The sequence below is a fragment of the Pyxidicoccus sp. M15 genome, assembly GCF_056858435.1.
The window spans coordinates 10,089,989-10,116,091 of the sequence record NZ_CM166495.1 but is presented as its reverse complement, the minus strand read 5'-3'; the positions used below and the strand labels follow the sequence as shown (position 1 = coordinate 10,116,091).

Below are 26,103 nucleotides of genomic sequence, written 5' to 3'. Positions count from 1 at the left end.
TGGAAGAGGAGCGTGGTGATGGACGAGCTCAAGGGCAGGGTGGCGCTGGTCACTGGCGGAGGGATTCGGCTGGGGAGGTCGCTGGCGGAAGCGCTGGGCCGGGCCGGGGCGACAGTCGCGGTCCACCACCACGGCTCCCGTGAGGGAGCGGAGGCCGTGGTGGCCACCCTGCGTGAGCGTGGCGGCCGGGCCCGGTCGTTCCAGGCGGACCTGTCGCGCTCCGAGTCCATTGCACCCCTCGTCGACGAGGTGGAGCGGGAGCTGGGCCCCATCTCCATCCTCATCAACAGCGCCGCGCGCTTCGACCGGGCGCCCTTCGTGGAGACGTCCATGGCCACGCTGGAGGCCTGCTGGGCCCTGAATGCCAGGGCGCCGTATCTGCTGAGCCAGCAGGTGGCTCGGGGGATGCTGGCACGGGGTGGAGGCGACATCGTCAACATCCTCGACGTGGGGGGCGCCTTCGCGCCCTGGCGGAGCTACTCGGCGTATGGAATGACCAAGGCGGCGCTGACGCATCTGACGCGATGTCTGGCGTTGGAATTGGCGCCTTCCATTCGAGTCAACGGTGTGGCCCCGGGCACCGTCCTGCCTCCCGAGGCGATGGCGCCCGCCGTGAGGGAGGCGCTTCGCGGGCGCATTCCCCAGAAGCGCTTCGGAGCACCGTCGGACATCGCGGAGGCGGTGCTCTTCTTCCTGACGGGGCCTTCCTTCATCACGGGGCAGATCCTGGCGGTGGATGGTGGCCGGATGTTGGAGTCAGCGCCCTCCTGAGCCGGGGACGGAGACTTCCCCTCGCGCCCCCGTGTCCAGGTAGCGCCGGAGCTGCTCCGCGAGCAGGTCCACGTTCGGCGACCGCAGGATGGAGTGGTGATTGCCTGGAATCCGGTGGACCTTGACGCCCGCGCTCGCGAGCGGCCGCCAGCCATTGTCCTGCGCCTGGAGGGTGGGGTTGGAGACCTCGGTCGCCTGCAGGAGGACGAGCTCTCCGCCATAGGGCCCGGGCGCGTAGGACGAGAGGAGCCGCAGGTGGTGCTCCAGCAGCTGGCGCAGGGCTGCGATTCGGGGATGGTCCAGGTGCTCCGCGAGGTGCTGCAGCTCGGAGGCAAGCACCTCCTTCACCACCTCGCCGACGTCCGCATCCGCGGACAGCTGGCTCGTGGGGTGGGCATAGGCGTCGATGAGTGCGAGCAGCTCCACCTGCTCGCCCTGGGCTTCGAGCTGACGGGCCATCTCGAACGCGATGTCGCCACCCATGGACCAGCCCATGAGGCGGTAGGGCCCGGACGGCTGCACCGCCCGGATGCTGTCCAGGTAGAAGCGGGCCAGGGACTCGAGCGACGTGGCGGGGCCCCGCGGCGTGTCGAGGCCTCGTGCGCGCAAGCCATAGAAGGGCTGCTCGTCGCCGAGCCGTCGTGCCAGCTCCACGTAGCAGAAGACTTCACCGCCAATGGGGTGGACGCAGAAGAGGGGCGGCCGCGAGCCTCCTGCCTGGAGGATGACGAGCGGCGAGTCCGGGACCTCCAGCGGCGTTGAAGCGGAGCCAGGCTGCCGGGGCTCGGCTTCGAGCGTGGCGGCGAGCGAGGCGATGGTGGGGGACTCGAAGAAGCGCTCCAGGGGCACGTCCGTGCCCAGGACTTCCTGGACGCGCGCGAGCATGAGGACGGAGGAGAGCGAGGAGCCGCCCAGCTGGAAGAAGCTGTCGTTTACGCCGGGCGTGGGCACCTCCAGTACCTCGGCCCAGATGGAGGCCAGCGACGCCTCCAAAGACGTGCGCGGGGCGATGAACTCCGCGGAGGCCGGTGCCTCGGGAGTGACGAGGATTTGCGGGCGCAGGGGCGGCAGCTGGAGGGGCGCTTCTGGAGGCAACTGGCTCAGCGGGAGGAAGGGGTTGACGGCGATGCCTTCCAGCAGTGCGACGAAGTGGCCCGCCAGGCGCTGCATGGAGGAGGGCTCGAAGAGGTCGACGCAATACTCCACCTGGGCTTCGAGGGCCCCGGCGTGCTCCACCATCGTGAGGCCGAGGTCGAACTTGGAGGTGTCGGTGGGGGCGGAGATGCCTTCGACGCGCAGGCCGGAGAGGGCCGGCGGGCGCATGGGAGCATTCTGGAGAGCGAAGGACACCTGGAAGAGTGGAGAGCGACTGAGGTCTCTCACCACGCCCAGCTCCTCGACGAGCTGCTCGAAGGGGACGTCCTGGTGGGAGAAGGCGGCGAGGGATGAGTCCTTCACCGAGGCCAGCAGCTGGGTGAAGGTCGGGTCTCCGTCCAGACGAGTGCGCAGTACGAGGGTGTTGACGAAGAAGCCGATGAGCGGCTCGGTCTCGCGGCGGGTGCGGTTGGCGATGGGAGTGCCGACGCAGATGTCCGTCTGGTTTGAGTAGCGAGAGAGGAGCACCTGCCAGGAGGCGAGCAGCACCATGAAGAGGGTGGAGCCGGACTCGTGGGCGAGTTGGTGGAGGGAGTCGGTGAGGGAAGGGGGAATGCGGAAGGAGTGGGCTGAGCCGCGGTGACTCTGGAAGGCAGGCCTGGGCTTGTCGGTGGGAAGGGCGAGGGTGGGGGCGCCGTGCAGCTGCTGGCGCCAGTAGTCGAGCTGGGCCTGGAGGACATCGCCGCGCAGCCACTGGCGCTGCCAGAGGGCGTAGTCGGCGTACTGCGCCGGCAGCGGAGCCAGGGGCGAAGGGCGCCCGAGGAGGAAGGCCTCGTAGAGCGCGGCCACTTCACGCACCAGCACGCCAGCGGACCAGCCGTCGGAGACGATGTGGTGCATGCACGCGAGCAGCAGGTGCTCACCGTCGTCGAGCTTCAGCAACTGGGTGCGAAGCAGCGGGCCGGTGCTCAAGTCGAAGGGACGCTGGGCCTCGTGCATGGCCAGCTCGCGGGCCTGGGTTTCGCGCCCATCCACGGGCAGCGAGGACAGGTCCACGAGGGGCAGGCTCCAGGCTGGAGGCGGGTGGATGAGCTGCTGAGGCGCGCCGTGCACGGTGGAGAAGGTGGTGCGAAGGGCTTCGTGACGGCGCACAAGCTCCTCGAAGGAGCGGCGAAGAGCCTCGACATCCAGGGGCCCGGAGAGGCGGAGGGAGGCGGGGATGTTGTAGGAGGCGCTGCCGGGCTTGAGCTGGTCGAGGAACCACAAGCGCTGCTGGGCGAAGGACAGCGGCAGTGCGCCCTCACGCGGCTGCGGCGTGAGCGGCGGTGCGCGCGGGCCCGCGTGCCGGGGCTCGGTTTCGAGCGTGGCGGCGAGCGAGGCGATGGTGGGGGACTCGAAGAAGCGCTCCAGGGGCACGTCCGCGCCCAGGACTTCCTGGACGCGAGCGAGCATGAGGATGGAGGAGAGCGAGGCGCCACCCAGCTGGAAGAAGTTGTCGTTTATGCCGGGGGCCGGCACCTCCAGCACCTCGGCCCAGATGGAGGCCAGCGACGCTTCCAGGGCCGTGCGCGGCGCGACGAACTCCGCGGAGGCTGGTGCCTCGGAAGTGACGAGGATTTGCGGGCGCAGGGGAGGCAGCTGGAGGGGCTCTTCCGGAGGCAACTGGCTCAGCGAGAGGAAGGGGTTGGTGGCGATGCCTTCCAGCAATGCGACGAAGTGGCCCGCCAGGCGCTGCACGGAGGTGAGCTCGAAGAGGTCGACGCAGTATTCGAGGTTGGCCTCCAGTGCGCCCTCGTGCTCGACTAGCGTGAGGCCGAGGTCGAACTTGGAGGTGTCGGTGGGGGCGGAAACGCCTTCGACGCGCAGGCCGGAGAGGGCCGGCGGGCGCATGGGGGCATTCTGGAGGGCGAAGGCGACCTGGAAGAGCGGAGAGCGGCTGAGGTCTCTCACAACGCCCAGCTCCTCGACGAGCTGCTCGAAGGGGACGTCCTGGTGGGAGAAGGCGGCAAGGGACGAGTCCTTCACCCGAGTCAGCAGCTGGGAGAAGGAAGGGTCGCCCTGGAGAGGGGCACGCAGCACGAGGGTGTTGACGAAGAAGCCGATGAGCGGCTCGGTTTCGCGGCGGGTGCGGTTGGCGATGGGGGTGCCGACGCAGAAGTCGTCCTGGCCGCTGTAGCGGCCCAGGAGGGACTGGAAGGCAGCCAGCAGCACCATGAAGAGGGTGGAGCCGGACTCGTGGGCGAGCTGATTGAGGGAGTCGGTGAGGGAAGGGGGAATGCGGAAGGAGTGGGCTGAGCCGCGGTGACTCTGGAAGGCAGGCCTGGGCTTGTCGGTGGGAAGGGCGAGGGTGGGGGCGCCGTGCAGTTGCTGGCGCCAGTAGTCGAGCTGGGCCTGGAGGACATCGCCGCGCAGCCACTGGCGCTGCCAGAGGGCGTAGTCGGCGTACTGCACCGGCAGCGGGGCCAGAGGAGAAGAGTGCCCCAGCAGGAAGGCCTCGTAGAGCGCGGCCACTTCACGCACCAGCACTCCGGCGGACCAACCGTCGGAGACGATGTGGTGCATGCACGCGAGCAGCAGGTGCTCACCGTCGTCGAGCTTCAGCAACTGGGTGCGAAGCAGCGGGCCGGTGCTCAAGTCGAAGGGACGCTGGGCCTCGTGCATGGCCAGCTCGCGGGCCTGGGTTTCGCGCCCATCCACGGGCAGCGAGGACAGGTCCACGAGGGGCAGGCTCCAGGCTGGAGGCGGGTGGATGAGCTGCTGAGGCGCGCCGTGCACGGTGGAGAAGGTGGTGCGAAGGGCTTCGTGACGGCGCACAAGCTCCTCGAAGGAGCGGCGAAGAGCCTCGACATCCAGGGGCCCGGAGAGGCGGAGGGAGGCGGGGATGTTGTAGGAGGCGCTGCCGGGCTTGAGCTGGTCGAGGAACCACAAGCGCTGCTGGGCGAAGGACAGCGGCAGTGCGCCCTCACGCGGCTGCGGCGTGAGCGGCGGTGCGCGCGGGCCCGCGTGCCGGGGCTCGGTTTCGAGCGTGGCGGCGAGCGAGGCGATGGTGGGGGACTCGAAGAAGCGCTCCAGGGGCACGTCCGCGCCCAGGACTTCCTGGACGCGAGCGAGCATGAGGATGGAGGAGAGCGAGGCGCCACCCAGCTGGAAGAAGTTGTCGTTTATGCCGGGGGCCGGCACCTCCAGCACCTCGGCCCAGATGGAGGCCAGCGACGCTTCCAGGGCCGTGCGCGGCGCGACGAACTCCGCGGAGGCTGGTGCCTCGGAAGTGACGAGGATTTGCGGGCGCAGGGGAGGCAGCTGGAGGGGCTCTTCCGGAGGCAACTGGCTCAGCGAGAGGAAGGGGTTGGTGGCGATGCCTTCCAGCAATGCGACGAAGTGGCCCGCCAGGCGCTGCACGGAGGTGAGCTCGAAGAGGTCGACGCAGTATTCGAGGTTGGCCTCCAGTGCGCCCTCGTGCTCGACTAGCGTGAGGCCGAGGTCGAACTTGGAGGTGTCGGTGGGGGCGGAAACGCCTTCGACGCGCAGGCCGGAGAGGGCCGGCGGGCGCATGGGGGCATTCTGGAGGGCGAAGGCGACCTGGAAGAGCGGAGAGCGGCTGAGGTCTCTCACAACGCCCAGCTCCTCGACGAGCTGCTCGAAGGGGACGTCCTGGTGGGAGAAGGCGGCAAGGGACGAGTCCTTCACCCGAGTCAGCAGCTGGGAGAAGGAAGGGTCGCCCTGGAGAGGGGCACGCAGCACGAGGGTGTTGACGAAGAAGCCGATGAGCGGCTCGGTTTCGCGGCGGGTGCGGTTGGCGATGGGGGTGCCGACGCAGAAGTCGTCCTGGCCGCTGTAGCGGCCCAGGAGGGACTGGAAGGCAGCCAGCAGCACCATGAAGAGGGTGGAGCCGGACTCGTGGGCGAGCTGATTGAGGGAGTCGGTGAGGGAAGGGGGAATGCGGAAGGAGTGGGCTGAGCCGCGGTGACTCTGGAAGGCAGGCCTGGGCTTGTCGGTGGGAAGGGCGAGGGTGGGGGCGCCGTGCAGTTGCTGGCGCCAGTAGTCGAGCTGGGCCTGGAGGACATCGCCGCGCAGCCACTGGCGCTGCCAGAGGGCGTAGTCGGCGTACTGCACCGGCAGCGGGGCCAGAGGAGAAGAGTGCCCCAGCAGGAAGGCCTCGTAGAGCGCGGCCACTTCACGCACCAGCACTCCGGCGGACCAACCGTCGGAGACGATGTGGTGCATGCACGCGAGCAGCAGGTGCTCACCGTCGTCGAGCTTCAGCAACTGGGTGCGAAGCAGCGGGCCGGTGCTCAAGTCGAAGGGACGCTGGGCCTCGCGCATGGCCAGCTCGCGGGCCTGGGCTTCGCGCCCGTCGACGGGCAGCGAGGTCAGGTCCACGACGGGCAGGCTCCAGGCCGGGGGCGGGTGGATGAGCTGCTGGGGCGCGCCGTGCACGGTGGAGAAGGTGGTGCGCAGGGCTTCGTGACGGCGCACAAGCTCTTCAAAGGAGCGGCGAAGCGCCTCGACATCCAAAGGCCCGGAGAGGCGAAGGGCGGCAGGGATGTTGTAGGAGGCGCTGCCGGGCTTGAGCTGGTCGAGGAACCACAAGCGCTGCTGGGCGAAGGACAGTGGCAGCGCGCCCTCGCGCGGCTGCGGTGTGAGCGGAGCCACGTCTCCCGTGCCTGTCTCGGTCCGGGCCTGCTCGATGCGCCTGGCGAACGCTTCGAGCGTCGGCGCCTCGAAGATGCTCCGCAGGGACAGCTCGAGCTGGAACGTGCTGCGAATCTGGGAGAGCGTCTGGGTGGCCAGCAGGGAGTGGCCGCCCAGCGCGAAGAAGTCATCCCCCAGTCCCACGCGCTCGACGTGCAGCACCTGCTCCCAGATGCGTGCCAGGGCTTGCTGGACTGGCGTCCGTGGAGCGATGAAGACAGCGTCCTCTCCCCGGAGCATGCCAGGCGCCGGGAGTGCCCGGCGGTCCACCTTGCCGTTGGCGGTGAGGGGCAGGGCTTCCAGCAGCATGAAGACCGACGGCACCATGTGCTCGGGCATCCGCTGGCGCAGGAAGTCCCGCAGGGCTCCCACGTCCGGCGCCTGCTCCCGAGCCACCGCGTAGGCCACCAGTCGGGTGTCACCCGGTACGTCCTGGCGCGCGAGCACCACCGCTTCTTTCACCGCGGGGTGCTGGAGCAGGGCGGTCTCCACCTCGCCCAGCTCGATGCGGAAGCCGCGCACCTTGACCTGATGGTCGATGCGATGGAGGTAGTCGAGCTGGCCATCCGTGCGCCAGCGCACCTGGTCTCCGGTCCGGTACAGCCTTGCCCCCGGGGTGCCGCTGAAGGCATCCGGGACGAACCGCTCGGCGGTCAGCTCCGGGCGGTTCAGGTAGCCGCGGGCCACCTGGAGGCCACCGATGAACAGCTCACCGGGAATGCCAGCAGGCACCGGCCGCAGCGCCGAATCCAGCACGTACACGGGCACCCCGGGTAGCGGCCGGCCGATGCTCGGCGCGTCGGGGGACGTGTGCATGGCGCATGAGGTCGCATCGACGGTGCATTCGGTGGGACCGTAGACGTTGAAGAAGCGGATGCGCGGGTGCCGGGCGAGCTGCACCCAGGTGGCCACGTCCACCGCCTCACCTCCCACCAGCACGCGCCGGAGCGTGTGCTCCGTGCGCTGGAGGAGCCCCTCGGCCACCAGCAGCCGGAGGTGAGCCGGTGAGCAGTCGAGCACGTTCAGCCGGTCCCGCTCGATGCGCAGCAGCATCCGCGCGATGTCGCCGCGGTCCTCTTCGGGGATGATGCACAGCGTGTGGCCATCCAGCACCTGGATGAGCTGCTTGACCGAGGCATCGAAGGACAGCGGTGCGTTGACACTGACACGCTCGGCGCCCTGACGGTCGGCGTGGACCGTCGAAGCCAGGGCCTCGCGCAGGTGCAGCGCGGAGCGGTGCGAAATCATCACGCCCTTGGGCCGCCCCGTGGAGCCCGACGTGTAGATGACGTAGGCGAGGTGGTCCGCGTGTGCGGACAGCGGCGGCGCCTCGGTGCTCTCGCCGGCGAGCACGTCCCCGTCCGAGCCGAGGCAGAGGACGTGGGCTTCGCCCGAGGGCAGCGCCTCGCGCAGGTGCCGCTGCGTCAGGATGACCCGGGCCCCGGTGTCCTGGAACACGAAGGCCTTCCACTCGTGGGGGTAGGAGGGGTCCACGGGGACGTAGGCGCCGCCCGCTTTGAGCGTCCCGAAGATGGCGACCAGCGCCTCCACGGAGCGCTCCATGCAGAGGACGACGGCTGAATCAGGGCCGACGCCGAGCGCCCGCAGCCGGTGGGCAAGCTGGTTGGCGCGCGCTTCCAGCTCCCGGAAGGACAGGTGGGCGTCGCCGCAGGTGACCGCCTGGGCATCGGGCGTGCGTCGGGCCTGCTCCGAGAAGAGCTGGGGAAGGGTGGCCTGAGACGGAGCCTCTCGCCGGGGGCTGTTCCACTCCACCAGGAGCTGGTGGCGCTCGGCATCGGTGAGCAGCGACAGCCGCTCGAGCGGGACATCCGGTTGCGTGGCGGCGGCCACGAACATCTCCCGCAGGTGGCCGAGCAGCCGCTTCACGGTGGCGGCGTCGAAGAGCTCGGCGTTGTAGCTCATGGAAACGGCCAGGCCCGTGGGCTCCTCGTTGAGCGTCAGGGTGAGGTCGAACTTGGTGGCGTGGCTGTCGGCGTCCAGGACATGGAAGTCCAGGCCGGGCAACTCCAGGCGGGCCCGCGGCTGGTTCTGCAGGACGAGCATGACCTGGAACAGCGGCGTGTGGCCGAGGCTGCGCAGCGGATTGAGCTCCTCCACGAGCCGCTCGAAGGGAACGTCCTGGTGGGAGTAGGCCTCCAGGGCGTTGTCACGGGTCTGCCGCAGCAGCTCCCGGAAGCTGGCGCGCGCGTCGATGCGCGCCCTCAGCACGAGCGTGTTGACGAAGAAGCCCACCAGCGACTCCACCTCGGGGCGGGTGCGGCCGGAGATGGGCGAGCCGACGCAGACGTCGTCCTGGCCGCTGTAGCGTGAGAGCAGTACCTGGAAGGCGGCCATCAGCCCCATGAACGGGGTGGCCTTCTCCTGGAGGGTCAGCGCGTACAGGGGCGCCATCACCTCCCGGGGGAAGTGCTCCTGGCGCCTGGCGCCCTGGAAGTTGAGCACCGCCGGGCGAGGCCTGTCCGTGGGCAGCTCCAACAGGGCAGGTGCCCCGGCGAGCTTCTGGCGCCACCAGGACAGCTGGGTGTCCAGGATGTCTCCCTGCATCCACTGGCGCTGCCAGAGGGCGTAGTCGGCGTACTGCACGGGCAGCGGCGGAAGCGAGGGCTCCTGCCCGGCCGAGAGGGCCTGGTACAGCGCGACCATCTCCCGGACCATGACGCCCGCGGACCAGCCGTCGGAGATGGCGTGGTGCATCGTGCACTGCAGCACGTGCTCACGAGGGCCCAGTTCCAGCAGCACCATGCGCAGCAAGGGGCCGCGTGCCAGGTCGAACGGGCGCGCCGCGTCCTCGGCGGTCAGGCGCAGGACCTCGGCCTCACGTGTGCCCGCGGGGAGCGGGCTCAGGTCGATGCGGGCGAGGCGCGGCGGCTCCGGGGAGATGACCTGGACCGGTCTCCCGTCGATGCTGGGGAAGTAGGTGCGAAGCGACTCGTGCCGCTGGACGAGGAAGGTCAGGGCCTTCTCGAGCACCTCCCGGTCCAGGGCCCCCTCGATGCGGAGGACCGCGGGGATGTTGTAGGCGGCGCTACCCGGCTTGAGCTGGTCGAGGAACCACAGGCGCTGCTGGGCGAAGGACAGCGGCAGTGCGCCCTCGCGCGGCTGCGGCGTGAGCGGCGGTGCGCGCGGGCCCGCGTGCCGTGGCTCGGCTTCGAGCGTGGCGGCGAGCGAGGCGATGGTGGGGGACTCGAAGAAGCGCTCCAGGGGCACGTCCGCGCCCAGGGCTTCCTGGACGCGGGCGAGCATGAGGACGGAGGAGAGCGAGGAGCCGCCCAGCTGGAAGAAGTTGTCGTTTACGCCGGGCGCGGGCACTTCCAGCACCTCGGCCCAGATGGAGGCCAGAGACGCTTCCAGGGACGTGCGCGGCGCAACGAACTCCGCGGAGGCCGGTGCCTCGGGAGTGACGAGGATCTGCGGGCGCAGGGGCGGCAGCTGGAGGGGGGCTTCCGGAGGCAACTGGCTCAGCGGGAGGAAGGGATTGGCGGCGATGCCTTCCAGCAGCGCGATGAAGTGGCCCGCCAGGCGCTGCACGGAGGTGAGCTCGAAGAGGTCGACGCAGTATTCGAGGTCGGCCTCCAGGGCCCCGGCCTGCTCGACCAGGGAGAGGGACAGGTCGAACTTGGCGGTGTCGGTCGGAGTGGAGACGCCTTCGACGCGCAGGCCGGAGAGAGCCGGCGGGCGCATGGGCGCATTCTGGAGAGCGAAGGACACCTGGAAGAGTGGAGAGCGACTGAGGTCTCTCACCACGCCCAGCTCCTCGACGAGCTGCTCGAAGGGGACGTCCTGGTGGGAGAAGGCGGCGAGGGATGAGTCCTTCACCGAGGCCAGCAGCTGGGTGAAGGTCGGGTCTCCGTCCAGACGAGTGCGCAGTACGAGGGTGTTGACGAAGAAGCCGATGAGCGGCTCGGTCTCGCGGCGGGTGCGGTTGGCGATGGGAGTGCCGACGCAGATGTCCGTCTGGTTTGAGTAGCGAGAGAGGAGCACCTGCCAGGAGGCGAGCAGCACCATGAAGAGGGTGGAGCCGGACTCGTGGGCGAGTTGGTGGAGGGAGTCGGTGAGGGAAGGGGGAATGCGGAAGGAGTGGGCTGAGCCGCGGTGACTCTGGAAGGCAGGCCTGGGCTTGTCGGTGGGAAGGGCGAGGGTGGGGGCGCCGTGCAGCTGCTGGCGCCAGTAGTCGAGCTGGGCCTGGAGGACATCGCCGCGCAGCCACTGGCGCTGCCAGAGGGCGTAGTCGGCGTACTGCGCCGGCAGCGGAGCCAGGGGCGAAGGGCGCCCGAGGAGGAAGGCCTCGTAGAGCGCGGCCACTTCACGCACCAGCACGCCAGCGGACCAGCCGTCGGAGACGATGTGGTGCATGCACGCGAGCAGCAGGTGCTCACCGTCGTCGAGCTTCAGCAACTGGGTGCGAAGCAGCGGGCCGGTGCTCAAGTCGAAGGGACGCTGGGCCTCGTGCATGGCCAGCTCGCGGGCCTGGGTTTCGCGCCCATCCACGGGCAGCGAGGACAGGTCCACGAGGGGCAGGCTCCAGGCTGGAGGCGGGTGGATGAGCTGCTGAGGCGCGCCGTGCACGGTGGAGAAGGTGGTGCGCAGGGCTTCGTGACGGCGCACAAGCTCCTCGAAGGAGCGGCGAAGAGCCTCGACATCCAAAGGCCCGGAGAGGCGCAGTGCGGCGGGGATGTTGTAGGAGGCGCTGCCGGGCTTGAGCTGGTCGAGGAACCACAGGCGCTGCTGGGCGAAGGACAGCGGCAGTGCGCCCTCGCGCGACTGCGGCGTGAGCGGCACGTCGTCGGTCCGTTGCTTCTCCTCCAGATGCTTCGCGAGGGACTCCACGGTGGGCGCCTCGAACAGGGCGCGCAGGGGCAGCTCCACGCCCAGCTCCGAGCGCACGCGTGAGACGACCTGCGTGGCCAGCAGGGAGTGACCGCCCATGGCGAAGAAGTCGTCGTGTACGCCCACGCGCGGCAGCCGCAGGACCTCGGCCATGAGAGCGGCCAGCTTCGCCTCCGCTTCCGTGCGGGGTGCCACATACTGCTGGAGGGAGTCAGGCGCCTCCGGCTCGGGCAGGGCCTTGCGGTCCACCTTGCCGTTCGCATTGAGAGGCAGGGCCTCCATCACCCTCAGGGTGGAGGGCACCATGTATTCCGGCAGTACGCGGCGCAGCGACTGCTTCAGTGTGTCCGTCTCCAGGGTGTGGCCCGGTCGTGGCACGACATAGGCTACCAGGCGCTTGTCGCCGCCATCTCCGCGGGCGACCACCACTCCGTCCTTCACTGCCTCCTGGTTGCGCAGCGCCGTTTCCACTTCGCCCAGCTCGATGCGGAAGCCTCGCACCTTCACCTGCTGGTCGATGCGTCCCAGGAACTCCACACGCCCGTCCGACAGGTGGCGCGCCAGGTCGCCCGTCCGATAGAGCCGGCTGCCCGGAGGCCCGAAGGGGTTGGGGATGAAGCGCTCGGCCGTCAGCGCCGGGTTGTGCAGGTACCCCCGCGCCAGCCCCGCGCCGGCCGTGTACAGCTCTCCCGCGACTCCCACCGGCACCGGCTGCAGGTGCTCGTCCAGCAGGTAGACCTGGGTGTCGTCCAGCGGCCTGCCCAGGGGCACCGAGGCCCTCTCGCGCAATTCCCTCACCGGCTCGCAGCAGGTGAAGGTGGTGTTCTCCGTGGGGCCGTAGCCGTTGATGAGCTGGCAGTGTGGCAACTCCTGGAGCACGCGCCGTACGTGCAGCGGTGAGAGCACGTCGCCGCCAGCCAGCAGGTGACGCAGTCCCTTCAGCGCGTCCAGGTGGAGGTCCACCATCTGGTGGAAGAGGGGGGCGGTCAGCCACAGCGTGGTGACGTGGTAGCGCCGCAACTGCTGGCAGAGCTCTTCGAGGGAAAGCGCGCCGGCATCCGCCACCGCGACGGTGGCACCGTTGAGCAGGCCCGCCCAGATTTCGAAGGTGGCCGCGTCGAACGAGACAGGCGCGAACTGCAGCAGCACGTCGTCCGCGGTCAGGCGGATGTAATTGGAAGCCCTGGCCAGGCGGACGACGGCGCCGTGGGGAATGCAGACCCCCTTGGGCCGCCCGGTGGAGCCGGAGGTGTAGTTGATATAGGCCAGCTGCTCGGCGCGAACGCGAGCGACGGAGCCTGTCGGCGCGCGGGCAGCAATCGCGGCGGCCTCCGTGTCCAGACAGACGACGCGCGCTCCGGTCTCCGGCAGCCGGGGGAGGAGCGAGGACGTGGTGAGCAGCAGCCGGGCGCGTGCGTCCTCCAGCATGAAGGCCAGGCGCTCGCGCGGAGCGGCCAGGTCGAGCGGCAGGTAGGCGCCACCGGACTGCAGGATGGCCAGCAGGCAGATGACGCTGTCCGCCGAGCGCTCGAGGTACAGGCCGACAACGGACTCCGGCCCCGCGCCGAGCGCCTGGAGATGGCCGGCCAGGACGCGGGCGCGACGCGACAGCTCCCGGTAGGTGAGGCGCGTGTCACCCGCTACCAGGGCGATGGCGTCCGGAGTCCGGGTGACCTGTTCCTCGAACAGCTCGTGGACACACCGATGCAGGGGGTGGTCCGTCGCCGTGGCATTCCACTCCACCAGCAGCTTCTGACGCTCCTCGCCCTCCAGCAGCGGCAGCATCGCGAGGGGCTGCTCCGGCCGGGCGACGATGCCCTCCAGCAACCGCTGGAGGTGGCTCACCAGCCGGGTCATCGTCTCCGCCTCGTACAGTGCGGTGCTGTATTCCAGCGTTCCGCTCAGCCCCTGGGGCGTTTCGGTGAAGAAGACGCTCAGGTCGAACTTCGCCGTCTGGCCTTCGAACGCAAGCGGGGAGAGCGTCAGCTCGGGCAGCCGCAGCTCGCCCACGGGCATGTTCTGTAGCGCCAGCAGTGTCTGGAAGAGGGGCGTGTGGCTCAGGCTGCGTCCGGGCTGCAGCGTCTCCACCAGCTTCTCGAAGGGCACGTCCTGGTGCTCGTACGCCCGCAGCACCGTGCCGCGCACCTGCCGCAGCAGCTCGCGGAAGCCCTCGCCGCCATGCACCCGGGCGCGCAGCACGAGGGTGTTGACGAAGAAGCCGATGAGCGGCTCGGTCTCCTGCCGGGTGCGGCCCGCGATGGGCGAGCCGACGCTGATGTCCGGCTGGCCGGAGTAGCGAGCCAGCAGCACCTGCCAGCCCGCCAGCAGGACCATGAAGAGCGAAGCGCCTTCCTGGTGCGCCAGCCTCTCGAGGCCCTCCAGGAGCGCTCGCGGCAGGGTGAAGCCAAGCGAAGCCCCCGCGCTGCCACGCACGGTGGGCCGGGGCTTGTCGGTGGGCAGGGCCAGGGGGGGGGCGTCGTGCAGTTGCTGGCGCCAGTAGTCGAGCTGGGCGTCGAGGACGGGCCCCTGCAGCCACCGGCGCTGCCAGAGGGCGTAGTCGGCGTACTGCACTGGCAACGGAGCCAGGGGCGAGGGACGTCCCCGCAGGAAGGCCTCGTAGAGGGCGGCCACCTCGCGCACCAGTACGCCGATAGACCAGCCGTCGGAGACGATGTGGTGCATGCACACCAGCAGCAGGTGCTCGCCGTCGCCCAGCTTCAGCAGCTGGGTGCGCAGCAGCGGGCCGGTGCCCAAATCGAAGGGACGTCTCTGGTCCTCGAGGACCCTCCAGCGCGCCTCGGTCTCACGGGCCTTGGCGGGCAGTGCGCTCAGGTCCACCCGGGTCAGCGGTACCGCGGACTCCGCGGCGATGACCTGATGCGGCTGTCCCTCCACCGTGACGAAGGTGCTCCGCAAGGTCTCATGTCGCCGCACCAGCTCCGCGAAGCTCCGCTCCAGCGCCACCCCGTCGAGGGGGCCGGAGAGCCGGATGGCCGCGGGGATGTTGTAGGCGGTGTCGTGCGGCGCGAGCTGATGGATGAACCACAGCCGCTGCTGCGCGAAGGAGAGGGGCACCGGGCCCGTGCGGGCCACGGGCTGGAGGACGGGGACCGCGAGCCCCTCGCGGGCCTCCCGGAGGACGTCGATGCGCCGGGCCAGTCCCTCCAGGGTGGGGAACTCGAAGAGGTCGCGCACGGACAGCTCCACCTTGAAGGTGGCGCGAATCCGCGAGGCGGCCTGGGTGGCCAGCAGCGAGTGTCCGCCGGCCTCGAAGAAGTGGTCGTTCAGGCCCACCCGCTCCAGGAGGAGCAGTCCGGCCCACAGGTCCGCCAGCCGCTGCTCGGTGGCGGTGCGCGGCGCAACGTACGCCCGCTCCAGCTCCAGCCCGGAGACGTCCGGCGCAGGCAGGGCCCGGCGGTCCACCTTGCCACCAGGCGTCAGGGGCAGTGCCCGCAGCCGGACGAGGGCGGAGGGCACCATGTGCTCTGGCAGCTTCTGCTCCAGGAAGGCGCGCAGGTCGGCCGCTGTCAGCGCCTCGGAGGCCACGAAGTAGCCCACCAGCCGCGGGCCATTGCCGTCGTCGCGGGCCGCCACCACCGCGTCTTGCACCTCGGAGTGGGCGCGGAGCGCGGACTCCACCTCGTCCAGCTCGATGCGGAAGCCCCGCACCTTCACCTGCTGGTCCACCCGGCCCAGGTACTCCAGGGTGCCGTCCGGAAGGTACCGGGCCAGGTCCCCCGTGCGGTACAGCCGGCTTCCGGGCTCGCGGGCGAAGGGGTGGGGCAGGAAGCGCTCCGCGGTCAGGTCCGGCCTGCCCAGGTAGCCTCGCGCCACGCTCGCCCCACCGAGGTAGAGCTCGCCCGGCACGCCCACCGGCACGGGCTCCAGCCATCCGTCCAGGACATACGCCTGGGTGTTGTCGACAGGCCGGCCAATCGGGACGGTCGCCCGCGTGTCCTCCGCCCGGTACCGCGCGAAGGTGGCGTCGATGGTCACCTCCGTGGGCCCGTAGAGGTTGACCAGCGCCACCGAGGGCAGGAGCGCGCGGAGCCGCTCACCCGATTCGGGCGTCAGCGCCTCACCGCCGCAGAACAGCCAGCGCAGGCTCGTGGCGCTCGCCAGCGTGCCGTCCTCCAGCATCACCCGCAGCTGGGACGGAACGAGCTGGAGCACCGTCGCCTGATGCCGCACCACCGTGTCCACCAGCGCGGCGGAGTCCCGGTGGGCCTGGGGCCCGGCCACCGCCAGCCGCCCGCCGGTCATCAGCGAGGCCCAGCACTCCCACACGGAGGCATCGAAGCTGAGCGGCGTCTTCTGCACCACGCGGTCCTCCGCGCCCAGTGCGAAGGCGGAGGTGAACCAGGCCATGTGGTTGCTCAGGGCGCCGTGGGAAATCTGCACGCCCTTGGGCCGGCCGGTGGAGCCCGAGGTGTAGATGACGTAGGCGAGGTGGTCGGCGGAGACAGGAGTGTGGAGGGGCGCGCCCGACTCCTTGAAGACGCGCTCCCACTCCGAGTCGAGGCAGAGCACCCGTGCGCCATTCGAGGGGAGCAGCGAGCGCAGCCGCTGCAGCGTGAGGAGCACCCGCGGCTCGGCGTCCTGGAGCATGTAGGCCAGGCGCTCGGGGGGATATCCCGGGTCCAGCGGCACGTAGGCGCCGCCGGCCTTGAGGATGGCCAGCAGGGCCACCACCAGCTCCAGGGAGCGCTCGACACAGAGCGCCACCCGCACCTCGGGCCCGACGCCGAGTGAGCGCAGGTGGTGGGCGAGCTGGTTGGCACGCCGGTCGAGCTGGCGGTACGTCAGCCGCTCTCCCTCGAAGTCCACCGCGATGACGTCCGGCGTCCGTCCGGCCTGGGCCTCCACCCGCTGGTGGACGCAGGTGTCGTAAGGGGCGGCCCTGCGGGTGTCGTTCCACTCGACGAGCAGCGCGTTGCGCTCCGTCTCGCTCAGCAGGGTGCTCCGCTCGTAGCGCTCGCCGGGCTTCAGGGCCATGAGCTCCAGGGCCCGGGCGTAGTACCGGCTCAGCTCCTCCACTCGCGCCGGGTCCACGCCCGTGGAGCGCAGAATCAGGTGCAGCTCCGAGGTCCGCGGGTCCACGCTGAACGTCGCGGAGAGCGGCAGCTCCAGCCGCTCGATGACCTGGGGCGGCTCCACCAGCTCCAGCCCCTCGAGCCGGGACAGCCCGTCGTAGACGTGGAAGTGGACGTAGTTGAAGAGCGTGGTGAACAGCGGCGTGCCGCCGTGCCGCTGCAGCAGCCGGGCCAGGGGGTAGCGCCGGTGCGGCACCAGCTTCTGCTCCCGGGCGAAGGTGGCCTGGACCAGCTCGCTCCACGTTCCACCGGAGAGCGGCAGCCGGAAGGGGACCGTGTTCAGGAACAGGCCGAGGACCCGCTCTCCGTCGCGGACCTCGGGACGCCCGTTCGAGACCAGCCCCGTGGCGACGTCCGCGCTCCCCTCGACCCAGCCCATCACCCGCAGGTGCGCGGCCAGGAGCACGCTCTTGAGCGGCACCGCGGCGGTCCGGGCGAGCCGCTTCAGCCCCTGGTGGACGTGCTCGGGAAGCGCGAGCCACTGCTCGTGGAAGGCGGGCGCCGCCGCCCACGAAGGACTGGCGCGGGGCAGCGCCTCCAGCACCTGCTCGAAGTAGCGCGTGGCCTGCTCCGAGCGAAGCGTCTGGCGCTCCAGCGCGATGAAGGCCTGGAACGAGGTGGCAAGCGCCGGGGGCTCCTGCTCCGAGCCGGCCCGGAGCGCGAGGTAGCGCTCGAACAGCTCGGTGAACATCGAGGCCACGCTCCAGCCATCCAGGATGGCGTGGTGGAAGACGGCCGAGAACTGGACCGTCCCGTCGGTGCGCCGGTGCAGGGCGAGCCGCAGCAGCGGGGCCCGGGCCCAATCGAAGGGCCGGCAGCGCTCCTGCTCCAGCCACGCCGCCAGGAACGCGCGCTGCGCGTCGGCGTCCAGGTGCCGGAGGTCCTCGACGTGCAGGGGGACCTCCACCGCGCGGTGCACCCGCTGGAGCGGCTCGTCATGGTCGACCAGGTCGAACGAGGTCCTCAGCACCGGGTGGCGCGCGATGAGCCGCCGCGCCGCCTCCCGGAAGGTGTCCACGTCCAGGTCCAGCCCGAGGTGGAAGCTGAAGGCGTCGTGATACAGGGCCACTTCCGGGCTGAGCTCGCTGCGGAAGAGCATCCCCGCCTGGAGCATCGACACCGGGTAGGCGTTCTCGACGTCCTCGGGCAGGCGCGCCCTGTCCGCCGGGGAGATGAGCGCGAAGGGGAGCTCGCTGCCCGCTTCGGGCACCTCGGCCTCGCCTCGCCCGAGCCGCTGCGCCAGCTCGCGAATCGTCTGATGCTCGAGGAGCTCTCCCACGGACAGCTCGATGCCCCGGGCCCGACACCTGGCGACAATCTGGATGCTGCGCAGGGAGTCTCCCCCGAGCGCGAAGAAGTTGTCGTCGCTGCCGACCGACTCCAGGCCCAGGACGTCCGCCCACACCGCGGCCAGCACCTCCTCTTGCGCCGTGCGGGGCTGCGCGAAGGCCACGGAGAGCCGGGGCCGTTCCGGGCCCACCTCGGGCAGCGCGCGCCGGTCCACCTTGCCGTTCGGGGTCAGCGGCAGTGTCTCCAGGAGGACCAGGGCCGAGGGCACCATGAACGCGGGCAGCCTCTCCCGCAGGAACAGGCGCACTTCGTCCATGGTCAACGCGGCCCCTTCGGAGGGGACCACGTAGGCGACCAGCGCCTTCTCGCCGGCGAGCTCCCGCACGACGACCGCCACCTCACCGACCGACCGGTGCTGCCGCAGGGCGCTCTCGACCTCTCCCGGCTCGATGCGGAACCCGCGAATCTTCACCTGCTGGTCCATCCGGCCGAGGAACTCGATGCTGCCGTCGCTCCGGTGCCGGCACAGGTCTCCGGTGCGGTACATCCGCGCGCCAGGGCGCGGGCTGAACGGGTCCGGGACGAACCGCTCGGCGGTGAGGCCCGGCTGGTTCAGGTACCCGAGGGCCACCCCGGCCCCACCGGTGAACAGCTCCCCGGGCGCGCCTGTCGGCACGGGCTCCAGGGCTTCATTCAACAGGTAGACCTGCGTGTCCGAGATGGGATGCCCGATGGGAACGGAGGTCCGGAGCGCGGCCCTGTCCCGCACCGGGTAGCAGCACGTGAAGGTCGTGTTCTCGGTGGGGCCATAGCCGTTGATGACCGTGCACGCCGGGTAGCGCTCCATCAGCTTGAGCACCTGCGGCGGGGACAGGACATCTCCTCCCGCGAGCAGCTGCCGCACCGAGTCCAGTCCCGCGAGCTCCGCATCGACGACCTGATGGAACAGCCCGGCGGTGAGCCACAGGGTGCTCACCCGCTCCCGCTCGATGAGCCGGGCGAGCTCCTCCAGGGAGGGCGCGTGGGGCGGGAAGACCACGAGCCGGCCACCGTTGAGGAGCGCGCCCCAGATTTCGAAGGTGGAGGCGTCGAAGGCCAGCGGCGCGAGCTGGAGGAGCGTGTCGGCCGCGCTCAGGGTGACGTAGTTCGCCTCGCGCACGAGCCGGACGACGCCGCGGTGCGTGGCCGACACGCCCTTGGGCCTGCCGGTGGAGCCGGAGGTGTAGAGGACGTAGACCTCCGTGTCGCCTCCCAGGCCGGGGGCCGGGTTCTCGGTGGGGTGCCGCGCCAGGGCGCGCGCCTCCAGGTCCAGACACACCACCTGCGCCCACTGAGAGGGCAGGGCATCGGCCAGCTCCGACTGGCTCACAATCAGGGGCAGCCGGGCATCTTCGATGAGGTACGCCAGTCGCTCCGCCGGGTAGGCCGGGTCCAGCGGGACGTAGGAGCCGCCCGCCTTGAGGATGGCCAGCAGGCCGACCACCAGCTCCAGCGAGCGTTCCAGGCAGATGCCGACGCGGCCTCCCGGGGGGAGCCCCATGACCCGCAGGTGGTGCGCGAGCTGGTTGGCCTGGCGGTTCAGCTCCGCGTAGGTGAGCTGCGTGCCCTCGAACGACACCGCCACCGCGTCGGGTGTCCTGGCCGCCCAGGACTCGAAGAGCTCCTGGACGCTCGCCTCGCGGACGTCGGAGGCCGGCGTCGCATTCCACTCCAGGAGCAGTCGCTGTTCCTCCGCCGTCAGCAGGGGCAGCGCGGAAATCCTCCGGCCCGGCTCCTTCACCACCGCCCTGGCCAGATTCATGTAGTGCGTCCACAGGCGCGAGGCACCGGCCGTGTCGAAGAGGTCCGTGCTGTGCTCGAGCGTGACGGACAGCCCCTCATCGCCAGGGGTCAGGATGAGCAGGAGGTCCCACCGGGCGGTCCCCTGTCCCTCGCTCTCCATGGGCGTCAGGCGGAGCCCCGCCAGTTGCTGCGCGGGCAGCGGTGCGTTCTCCAGCACGAACTTCACCTGGAAGAGGGGCTGGCCTCCGGCGTCCCGCTCGGCCTTGAGGGCTCGCACCAGCTTCTCGAAGGGGACGTCCTGGTGCTCGTAGGCCTCCATCGCCACCTTGCGGACGCGCCCGAGCAGCTCGCGGAAGGTGGGGGCGCCCGAGACATCGGTGCGCATCACCAGCTGGTTGGTGATGAGGCCGATGAGCGGCTCCACCTCCTGCCGGGTGCGATTCGCGATGTCCGTGCCCACGGCCAGGTCGCTCTGGCCGGTGTAGCGGTGCAGCAGGATGTCGAAGACCGCGAGCAGGGCCATGAACAGCGTGCCCCCTTCGCGCCGGCCCAGGGCCTCCAACTCGCGGACCAGCTCCGTGGGAAGCACGAAGCGTCGCGTCTCGCCCCGCCTCTCACCGCCCGGGGCGCGTGGAAGGTCCGAGCGGAACTGCAGCCGCTGCAGCCCGTCGAGCTGCCGCGTCCAGTAGGAGAGCTGCTCTTCGAGGACGCCGCCCTCCAGCCAGCGCTGCTGCCACAGGCTGTAGTCCGCGTACTGGATGGGCAGCTCCCGCAGGGGGGAGGGCTCGCCTCGGGAGAAGGCCGCGTACAACGCCGACAGCTCGCGCACGAACACGCCAATGGACCAGCCGTCCGCGACGATGTGGTGCAGGGTGACGCAGAGGATGTGGTCGTCGGAGCCACGCCGCAGCAGCAGCGCGCGCATCAGCGGCCCACGCGTCAGGTCGAAGGGCCGCGCCGCCTCCTGCCGGGCCAGGCGCTGGCCCTGCTCGTCGAGCGCGTGCTCGGGGAGCGGACCGAGCTCCACCAGCGGCATTGCGCGGGGCCGGGGAGGAAGGACCTCCTGGACCGGCTGACCCTGGGCCAGCGGGAAGACCGTCCTCAGGGCCTCGTGGCGCCGCTCGAGCTCGTCGAGGCTCCGCTCGAGCGCGCGCACGTCGAGGGGGCCGCGCAGGCGGACCGCGCAGGGCATGTTGTAGGCGGGCGTGCCTGGGTGGAGCTGCTCGAAGAGCCAGAGCCGCTCCTGCGCGAAGGACAGGGGAAGCGTCTCCGGACGTGGCGCGGGAAGCAGCGGCGGGGCCCGAGGCCCCTGCTGCTGGCGGAGGGTGGCTTCGATGCGCGCCGCCAGCCCCGCGACGGTGAAGTCCTCGAAGAGCGCGCTCAGGGGGAGCTCCACCTGGAAGGCGCCACGGATGCGGGAGAGCACCTGGGTGGCGAGCAGGGAGTGGCCGCCCAGCTCGAAGAAGTCGTCGTGGATGCCGACCCGGCTCACGCCGAGCAGCTCGACCCACGACGCGGCGACCTGCGCCTCGGTGGGCGTCCGCGGCCCGACGAAGGGCGTGCCCTCCTCCAGCCAGCGGCTGTCGGGCTCCGGAAGCGCCTTGCGGTCCACCTTCCCGTTGGGCGTCAGCGGCAACGCCTCCAGCCGGACGAAGACGGACGGCACCATGTACCCGGGCAGCCGCTGCTGCACGAAGGCCCGCAGGGGGCCCACGTCCAGCGCCTGCCCCGGCCTGGGGACGGCGTACGCCACCAGGCGCTTGTCGCCGCCGCCGTCCTCCCGCGCGACCACCACTGCCTGCGCCAGGGCCGGATGCTGGCCCAGCACCGCCTCGATTTCCCCCAGCTCGATGCGAAAGCCCCGCACCTTGACCTGGAAGTCGGCCCGGCCCAGGTACTCCACCGTGCCGTCCGCGCGCCAACACGCCAGGTCTCCGGTCCGGTACAGCCGCGCCTCCGTACCCCCGCCGAACACGTCCGGGAGGAAGCGCTCGGCGGTCAGCTCCGGCCGGCCCAGGTAGCCGCGCACCACGCCCTCGCCGCCGATGAACAGCTCTCCGGCCACGCCCACCGGCACGGGCCGCAGGGACGCATCCAGGATGTAGAACGTGGTGTTCGCGATGGGCCGGCCGATGGAGACCGGCCCGCCTCCCGCGACCACCCGGTGCGTGGAGGACCACACGGTGGTCTCCGTCGGGCCGTACATGTTCAGCACCGACGGCACGGTGCGCGCCAGCTCGTCCGCCAGCGCGGGGGGCAGCGCCTCGCCGCCCACCAGCAGCTGCGTCAGCGTGGAGAGGGCTTCCCGCGACGAGGGCTCCAGCAGCAGCGCCCGCGCCAGCGACGGCGTGCACTGCACGTGGGTCACCCGGTGCCGCCGTATCTCCGCGGCCAGTCCGTCCACCGCGCTCGGGTCCGCCACCACCACCTTGAAGCCCCGGCTCAGCGTCCAGAACAGCTCCAGCACGGAGATGTCGAAGGAGACGCTCGTCACCGCCAGCCAGACGCCCGCGCCGGGCACGTCCAGCCGCGCGTCCATGCCCGCGAAGAAGTTGAGGACGTTGCGGTGTTGCACCACCACGCCCTTGGGACGGCCGGTGGAGCCCGAGGTGTAGATGACGTACGCGGCGTTGCCGGGCCGGGCCCCGCGCGGCACTTCCGCCTCCTGCGCGGAGGCCGCCTCCAGCGCATCCAGGCACAGCACGGCGCCCTCATGCGGGAGCTGCCCTGTCAGCCGCGTGTGTGTCACCAGCACCGGCGCGCCCGAGTCCTTCAGCATGAAGGCCAGGCGCTCGCGGGGGTACGCCGGGTCCAGCGGCACGTAGGCTCCGCCCGCCTTGAGCACTCCGAGCAGGCCCACCACCAGGTCCAGCGAGCGCTCCAGGCAGAGGCCGACGCGGACCTCGGGCCCCACCCCCAGCGCGGTGAGTCGCGCCGCCACCTGGCTGCTGCGCAGGTCCAGCTCGCGGTAGGTGAGCGACGTCTCCCGGAAGCAGACCGCCACCGCGTCCGGCGTGCGTCGCGCCTGCTCCTGGAACAGCACCGGCACGCTGACGTCGCCGCGCCAGGCGGCGTGGGTCTGGTTCCAGTCCGTCAGCACCTGTCGCCGCTCCGAGGACGTCAGCAGCGGCAGCTCCGACAGCCGCCGGTCCGGCGCTGCGACGCCGCCCTCCAGCAGGGTGCAGAGGTGGCCCGCCATCCGGTCCACCGTGGCGGCCTCGAACAGGTGGCTGTTGTACTCCAGCGTGCCGGTGAAGCCGTCCGCGGTGTCGTTGAGCAACAGGCTCAGCTCGTACGCGGACGTGCCCGTGTGCACCTCCACGCGGCTCGACTTCAGCCCGGGAAGCTCCGGGGTGGCCGTGTCTCCCTGGAGGACGAACAGCACCTGGAACAGCGGCGAGTGGCGAGCGCTGCGCCTGGGCCGCAGCACCTCCACCACCTTGTCGAAGGGCACCTCCTGGTGGGCGTAGGCCCCCAGCGCCGTCTCGCGGACCCGGCCCAGCAGCTCCCGGAAGGTCAGTTCCCCCGACAGCTCCGTCCTCAGGACGACGAGGTTGAAGAACAGGCCGATGAGCTCGCGGAGCTCGGCGCGGGAGCGGCCGGCGATGGCCGTGCCCACGCTGAGGTCCTCCTGTCCGGAGTGACGGTGGAGCAACGTCTGGAAGCCCGCCAATAGCAGCATGAAGGGCGTGACGCCTTCACGCTGACAGAGGCTTTTGATGGCCGCCGACAGCTCTCGCGACAGCCGCACCGGCCGGGTGGCTCCCCGGTACGTCTGCACGGCCGGGCGCGGGTGGTCCGTGGGCAGCTCCAGGGCCGGCGGAGCCCCCGCGAGCCGCTGGCCCCACCACGCGAGCTGTGCGTCGAACGCCTCGCCCCGGAGCGAGTCCCGCTGCCAGAGGGCATGGTCTGCGTACTGGAGGGGAAGCTCCGGCAGCGGCGAGGCCCGCCCCGCGCGGAAGGCCTCATAGAGCGCCGCCAGCTCCCGGAGGAGGACGCCCATGGACCAGCCGTCGGAAACGATGTGGTGCAGCGTCGCGAGCAGCAGGTGCTCCCGCTCGCCCGAACGCAACAGGGTGGCACGCAGCAGGGGGCCGCGAGCCAGGTCGAAGGGACGGCGCGCTTCCTCGGACGCCCGCCGCGGCGCGTCCGCGTCGAGCTCCACCACCTCCAGTGAGAACCGCGCCAGGGGCGAGACGACCTGCACCGGCTGGCCGTCCCGGGCCTCGAACGTCGTGCGCAGGGACTCGTGCCGTCGGACCAGCTCCTCGAAGCCGCGCTCCAGCGCACGCACGTCCAGAGGGCCTTCCAGCCGCAGCGCACCGGGAATGTTGTAGAGGGCGTTGCCCGGCTCCCGCTGCTCGAACAGCCAGAGCCGCTGCTGCGCGGAGGTCAGCGGCACCTCCCGCCCTTCCGGCGCGCGGGAGGGCGCGGCGCGCGGCGCCAGCGCCGCCGGCTTCACCATGGACTTCAGCGTGTGCAGTTGCCACGCGAGCTGGGACAGCGTCGGCCCCTGGAGGAGCAGCTCCATCTGGAAGGGCACGCCCAGGCCCTGCTCGATGCCATGGGACAGCTCCACGGCCGCCAGCGAGTCCAGGCCATGGCTCGTGACGGGGACGTGCGGGTTGATGTGCTCGCGCCCCAGCTTCAGCCGCTCGGCGAGCAGGTCCACCAGCCAGGCCTCGATGCCCGCGGTCGTGCTCAGCGCCCGCGCGTCGGCCCGCGCGGGCTCCCGCCGGGGCGCGGGGGGAGGGGGCACGGCCACCTGCGCGGGGGCCTCCGTCCGCCGCCACGCGTGCGCGACGCGGAGCTCCTCGGCGAGGAACGCGGCCCGGCAGGCATGCCGCTGAATCTTCCCGCTGGAGGTCTTCGCGATGCTCCCGGACTCGATGAGGACCAGCACGTCGAGCGGGACTTCGTGCTCCTCGGACAGGCGCTGGCGGATGGCGCCCACCACCTCGGTCGGCTCCGCCTGCTTGCGCGTGTCGAGCTCCTGGACGACGACCAGCCGCTCCTCGCCGCCCACCTCCACCGAGAACGCGGCGCCGCACCCCGGCCGCAGCGCGGGGTGGCTCTTCTCCACGGTCAGCTCGAGGTCCTGGGGGTAGAGGTTGCGCCCACGAAGGATGATGAGGTCCTTGAGGCGCCCCGTGACGAGCACCTCCCCGTCCCGCGTCATCGCGCCCAGGTCTCCGGTGCGCAGGTACGCCGGGGCGGTGCCCCCCCGGGTGGGGCGCGCGTGGAAGGTGCGCGCCGTCTCCTCCGGCTTGCGCCAGTAGCCGCGCGCCACGCTCGGCCCGCTGACCCACAGCTCACCGACCTGCCCTTCCGCGCACGGTGCCAGCGTCTCCGGGTCGACGACGAGGAGCTCCTGGTCCGGCAGCGTCCGGCCGCACCCCACATACGTGCGCGCCTCCGGCGTGCCCGGCGTGGCCGGCACCACCTGGTGGCGCACCAGCGCTCCGGCGTCCAGCGTGTGGAGCACGGGCGCGCGCCCCGCCTCACCGCCGGTGACGATGAGGGTGCCCTCCGCCAGGCCGTAGCAGGGATAGAGGGCCTCGCGCCGGAAGCCACTGGGCGCGAAGGCCTCCGTGAAGCGCTCCAGGGTCTCCGCGCGGATGGGCTCGGCGCCGCAGAAGGCCACGTCCCAGTTGCTCAGGTCCAGGCGCTGACGCTCCTCGGGCGTGCTCCTGCGGACGCACAAATCGAAGGCGAAGTTGGGGCCGCCGCTGATGGTGCCCCGGAAGCGAGAGATGGCCTCCAGCCAGCGCATCGGGCGGCGCAGGAAGGACAGGGGGGACAGCAGCGCCGTCTCGATGTCCGAGTAGAGCGGCTCCAGGATGCCGCCAATGAGGCCCATGTCGTGGTACGGCGGCAGCCAGATGACCCCCACGCTCTCGCGCGGGCGCACCTGGAAGGCGTGAGAGATGAGCCGCAGGTTGTGCAGCAGGTTGTCATGCGTGAGCATGACCCCCTTGGGTGTGCCGGTGGAGCCGGAGGTGTACTGGAGGAAGGCCAGGCTCTGCCCACCGAGCCCCTCCGGACGGGACCATCCGGCCTCGAGCCCCCCGGGCAGGTCGTCCGTTGCCATCCAGCGGAGCGCGCGGAAGTCCGGCGCCTGCTCGAACACGAACTCCGTCATGGCCAGGATGCCGGACGTGGTGAGCACCGCCGAGGCCTGCGCATCCTGGATGATGGCGCGAAGTCGCGGCAGCGTGCGCTCCAGCCGCACGGGGTCCGGCGGGTAGGCGGGAACGGCTACCACTCCGGCGTAGAGACACCCGAAGAATCCCGCGACGTAGTCCAGCCCCGGCGGGTAGAGCAGCAGCACCCGCTCCCCGGCGGGCACCTGCTCCCGCAGCGCCACCGCGATGCGCCGCGCGCGCCGGTCCAGCTCGGCGTGGCTCAGCGTCTCCTCTTCACCCTCCTCGTCACCCAGGAACGTGAAGAGCCGCCGCGCCCCCTCCGTGCTGGCGCGATACAGGAGGAGGTCCACGAGCGAGGGCTGGGAGATACCGGGGAATGCGCTCAT

At 71.0% G+C, this 26,103-nt stretch carries 2 protein-coding genes; one reads left to right on the top strand and one right to left on the bottom strand.

Annotated features, from left to right (window positions below; all coding sequences use genetic code 11):
• The first annotated feature begins 18 nt into the window (after window positions 1–18).
• Window positions 19–771: an SDR family NAD(P)-dependent oxidoreductase gene (locus ACX9TP_RS37395; protein ID WP_482975441.1), complete on the top strand. Its 753-nt coding sequence runs from the start codon at window positions 19–21 to the stop codon at window positions 769–771.
• Here ACX9TP_RS37395 and ACX9TP_RS37390 read toward each other — a convergent pair.
• The gene (locus ACX9TP_RS37390; protein WP_482975440.1) at window positions 757–26,103 is read right to left on the bottom strand and encodes a non-ribosomal peptide synthase/polyketide synthase; all 25,347 of its coding nucleotides are present in this window, start codon (window positions 26,101–26,103) and stop codon (window positions 757–759) included. The genes ACX9TP_RS37395 and ACX9TP_RS37390 overlap by 15 nt on opposite strands.

Coding starts and splice junctions, on each gene's coding strand:
- ACX9TP_RS37390 (WP_482975440.1), bottom strand. CDS start 26,103: ATGAGCGCATTCCCCGGTATCTCCCAGCCCTCGCTCGTGGACCTCCTC.
- ACX9TP_RS37395 (WP_482975441.1), top strand. CDS start 19: ATGGACGAGCTCAAGGGCAGGGTGGCGCTGGTCACTGGCGGAGGGATT.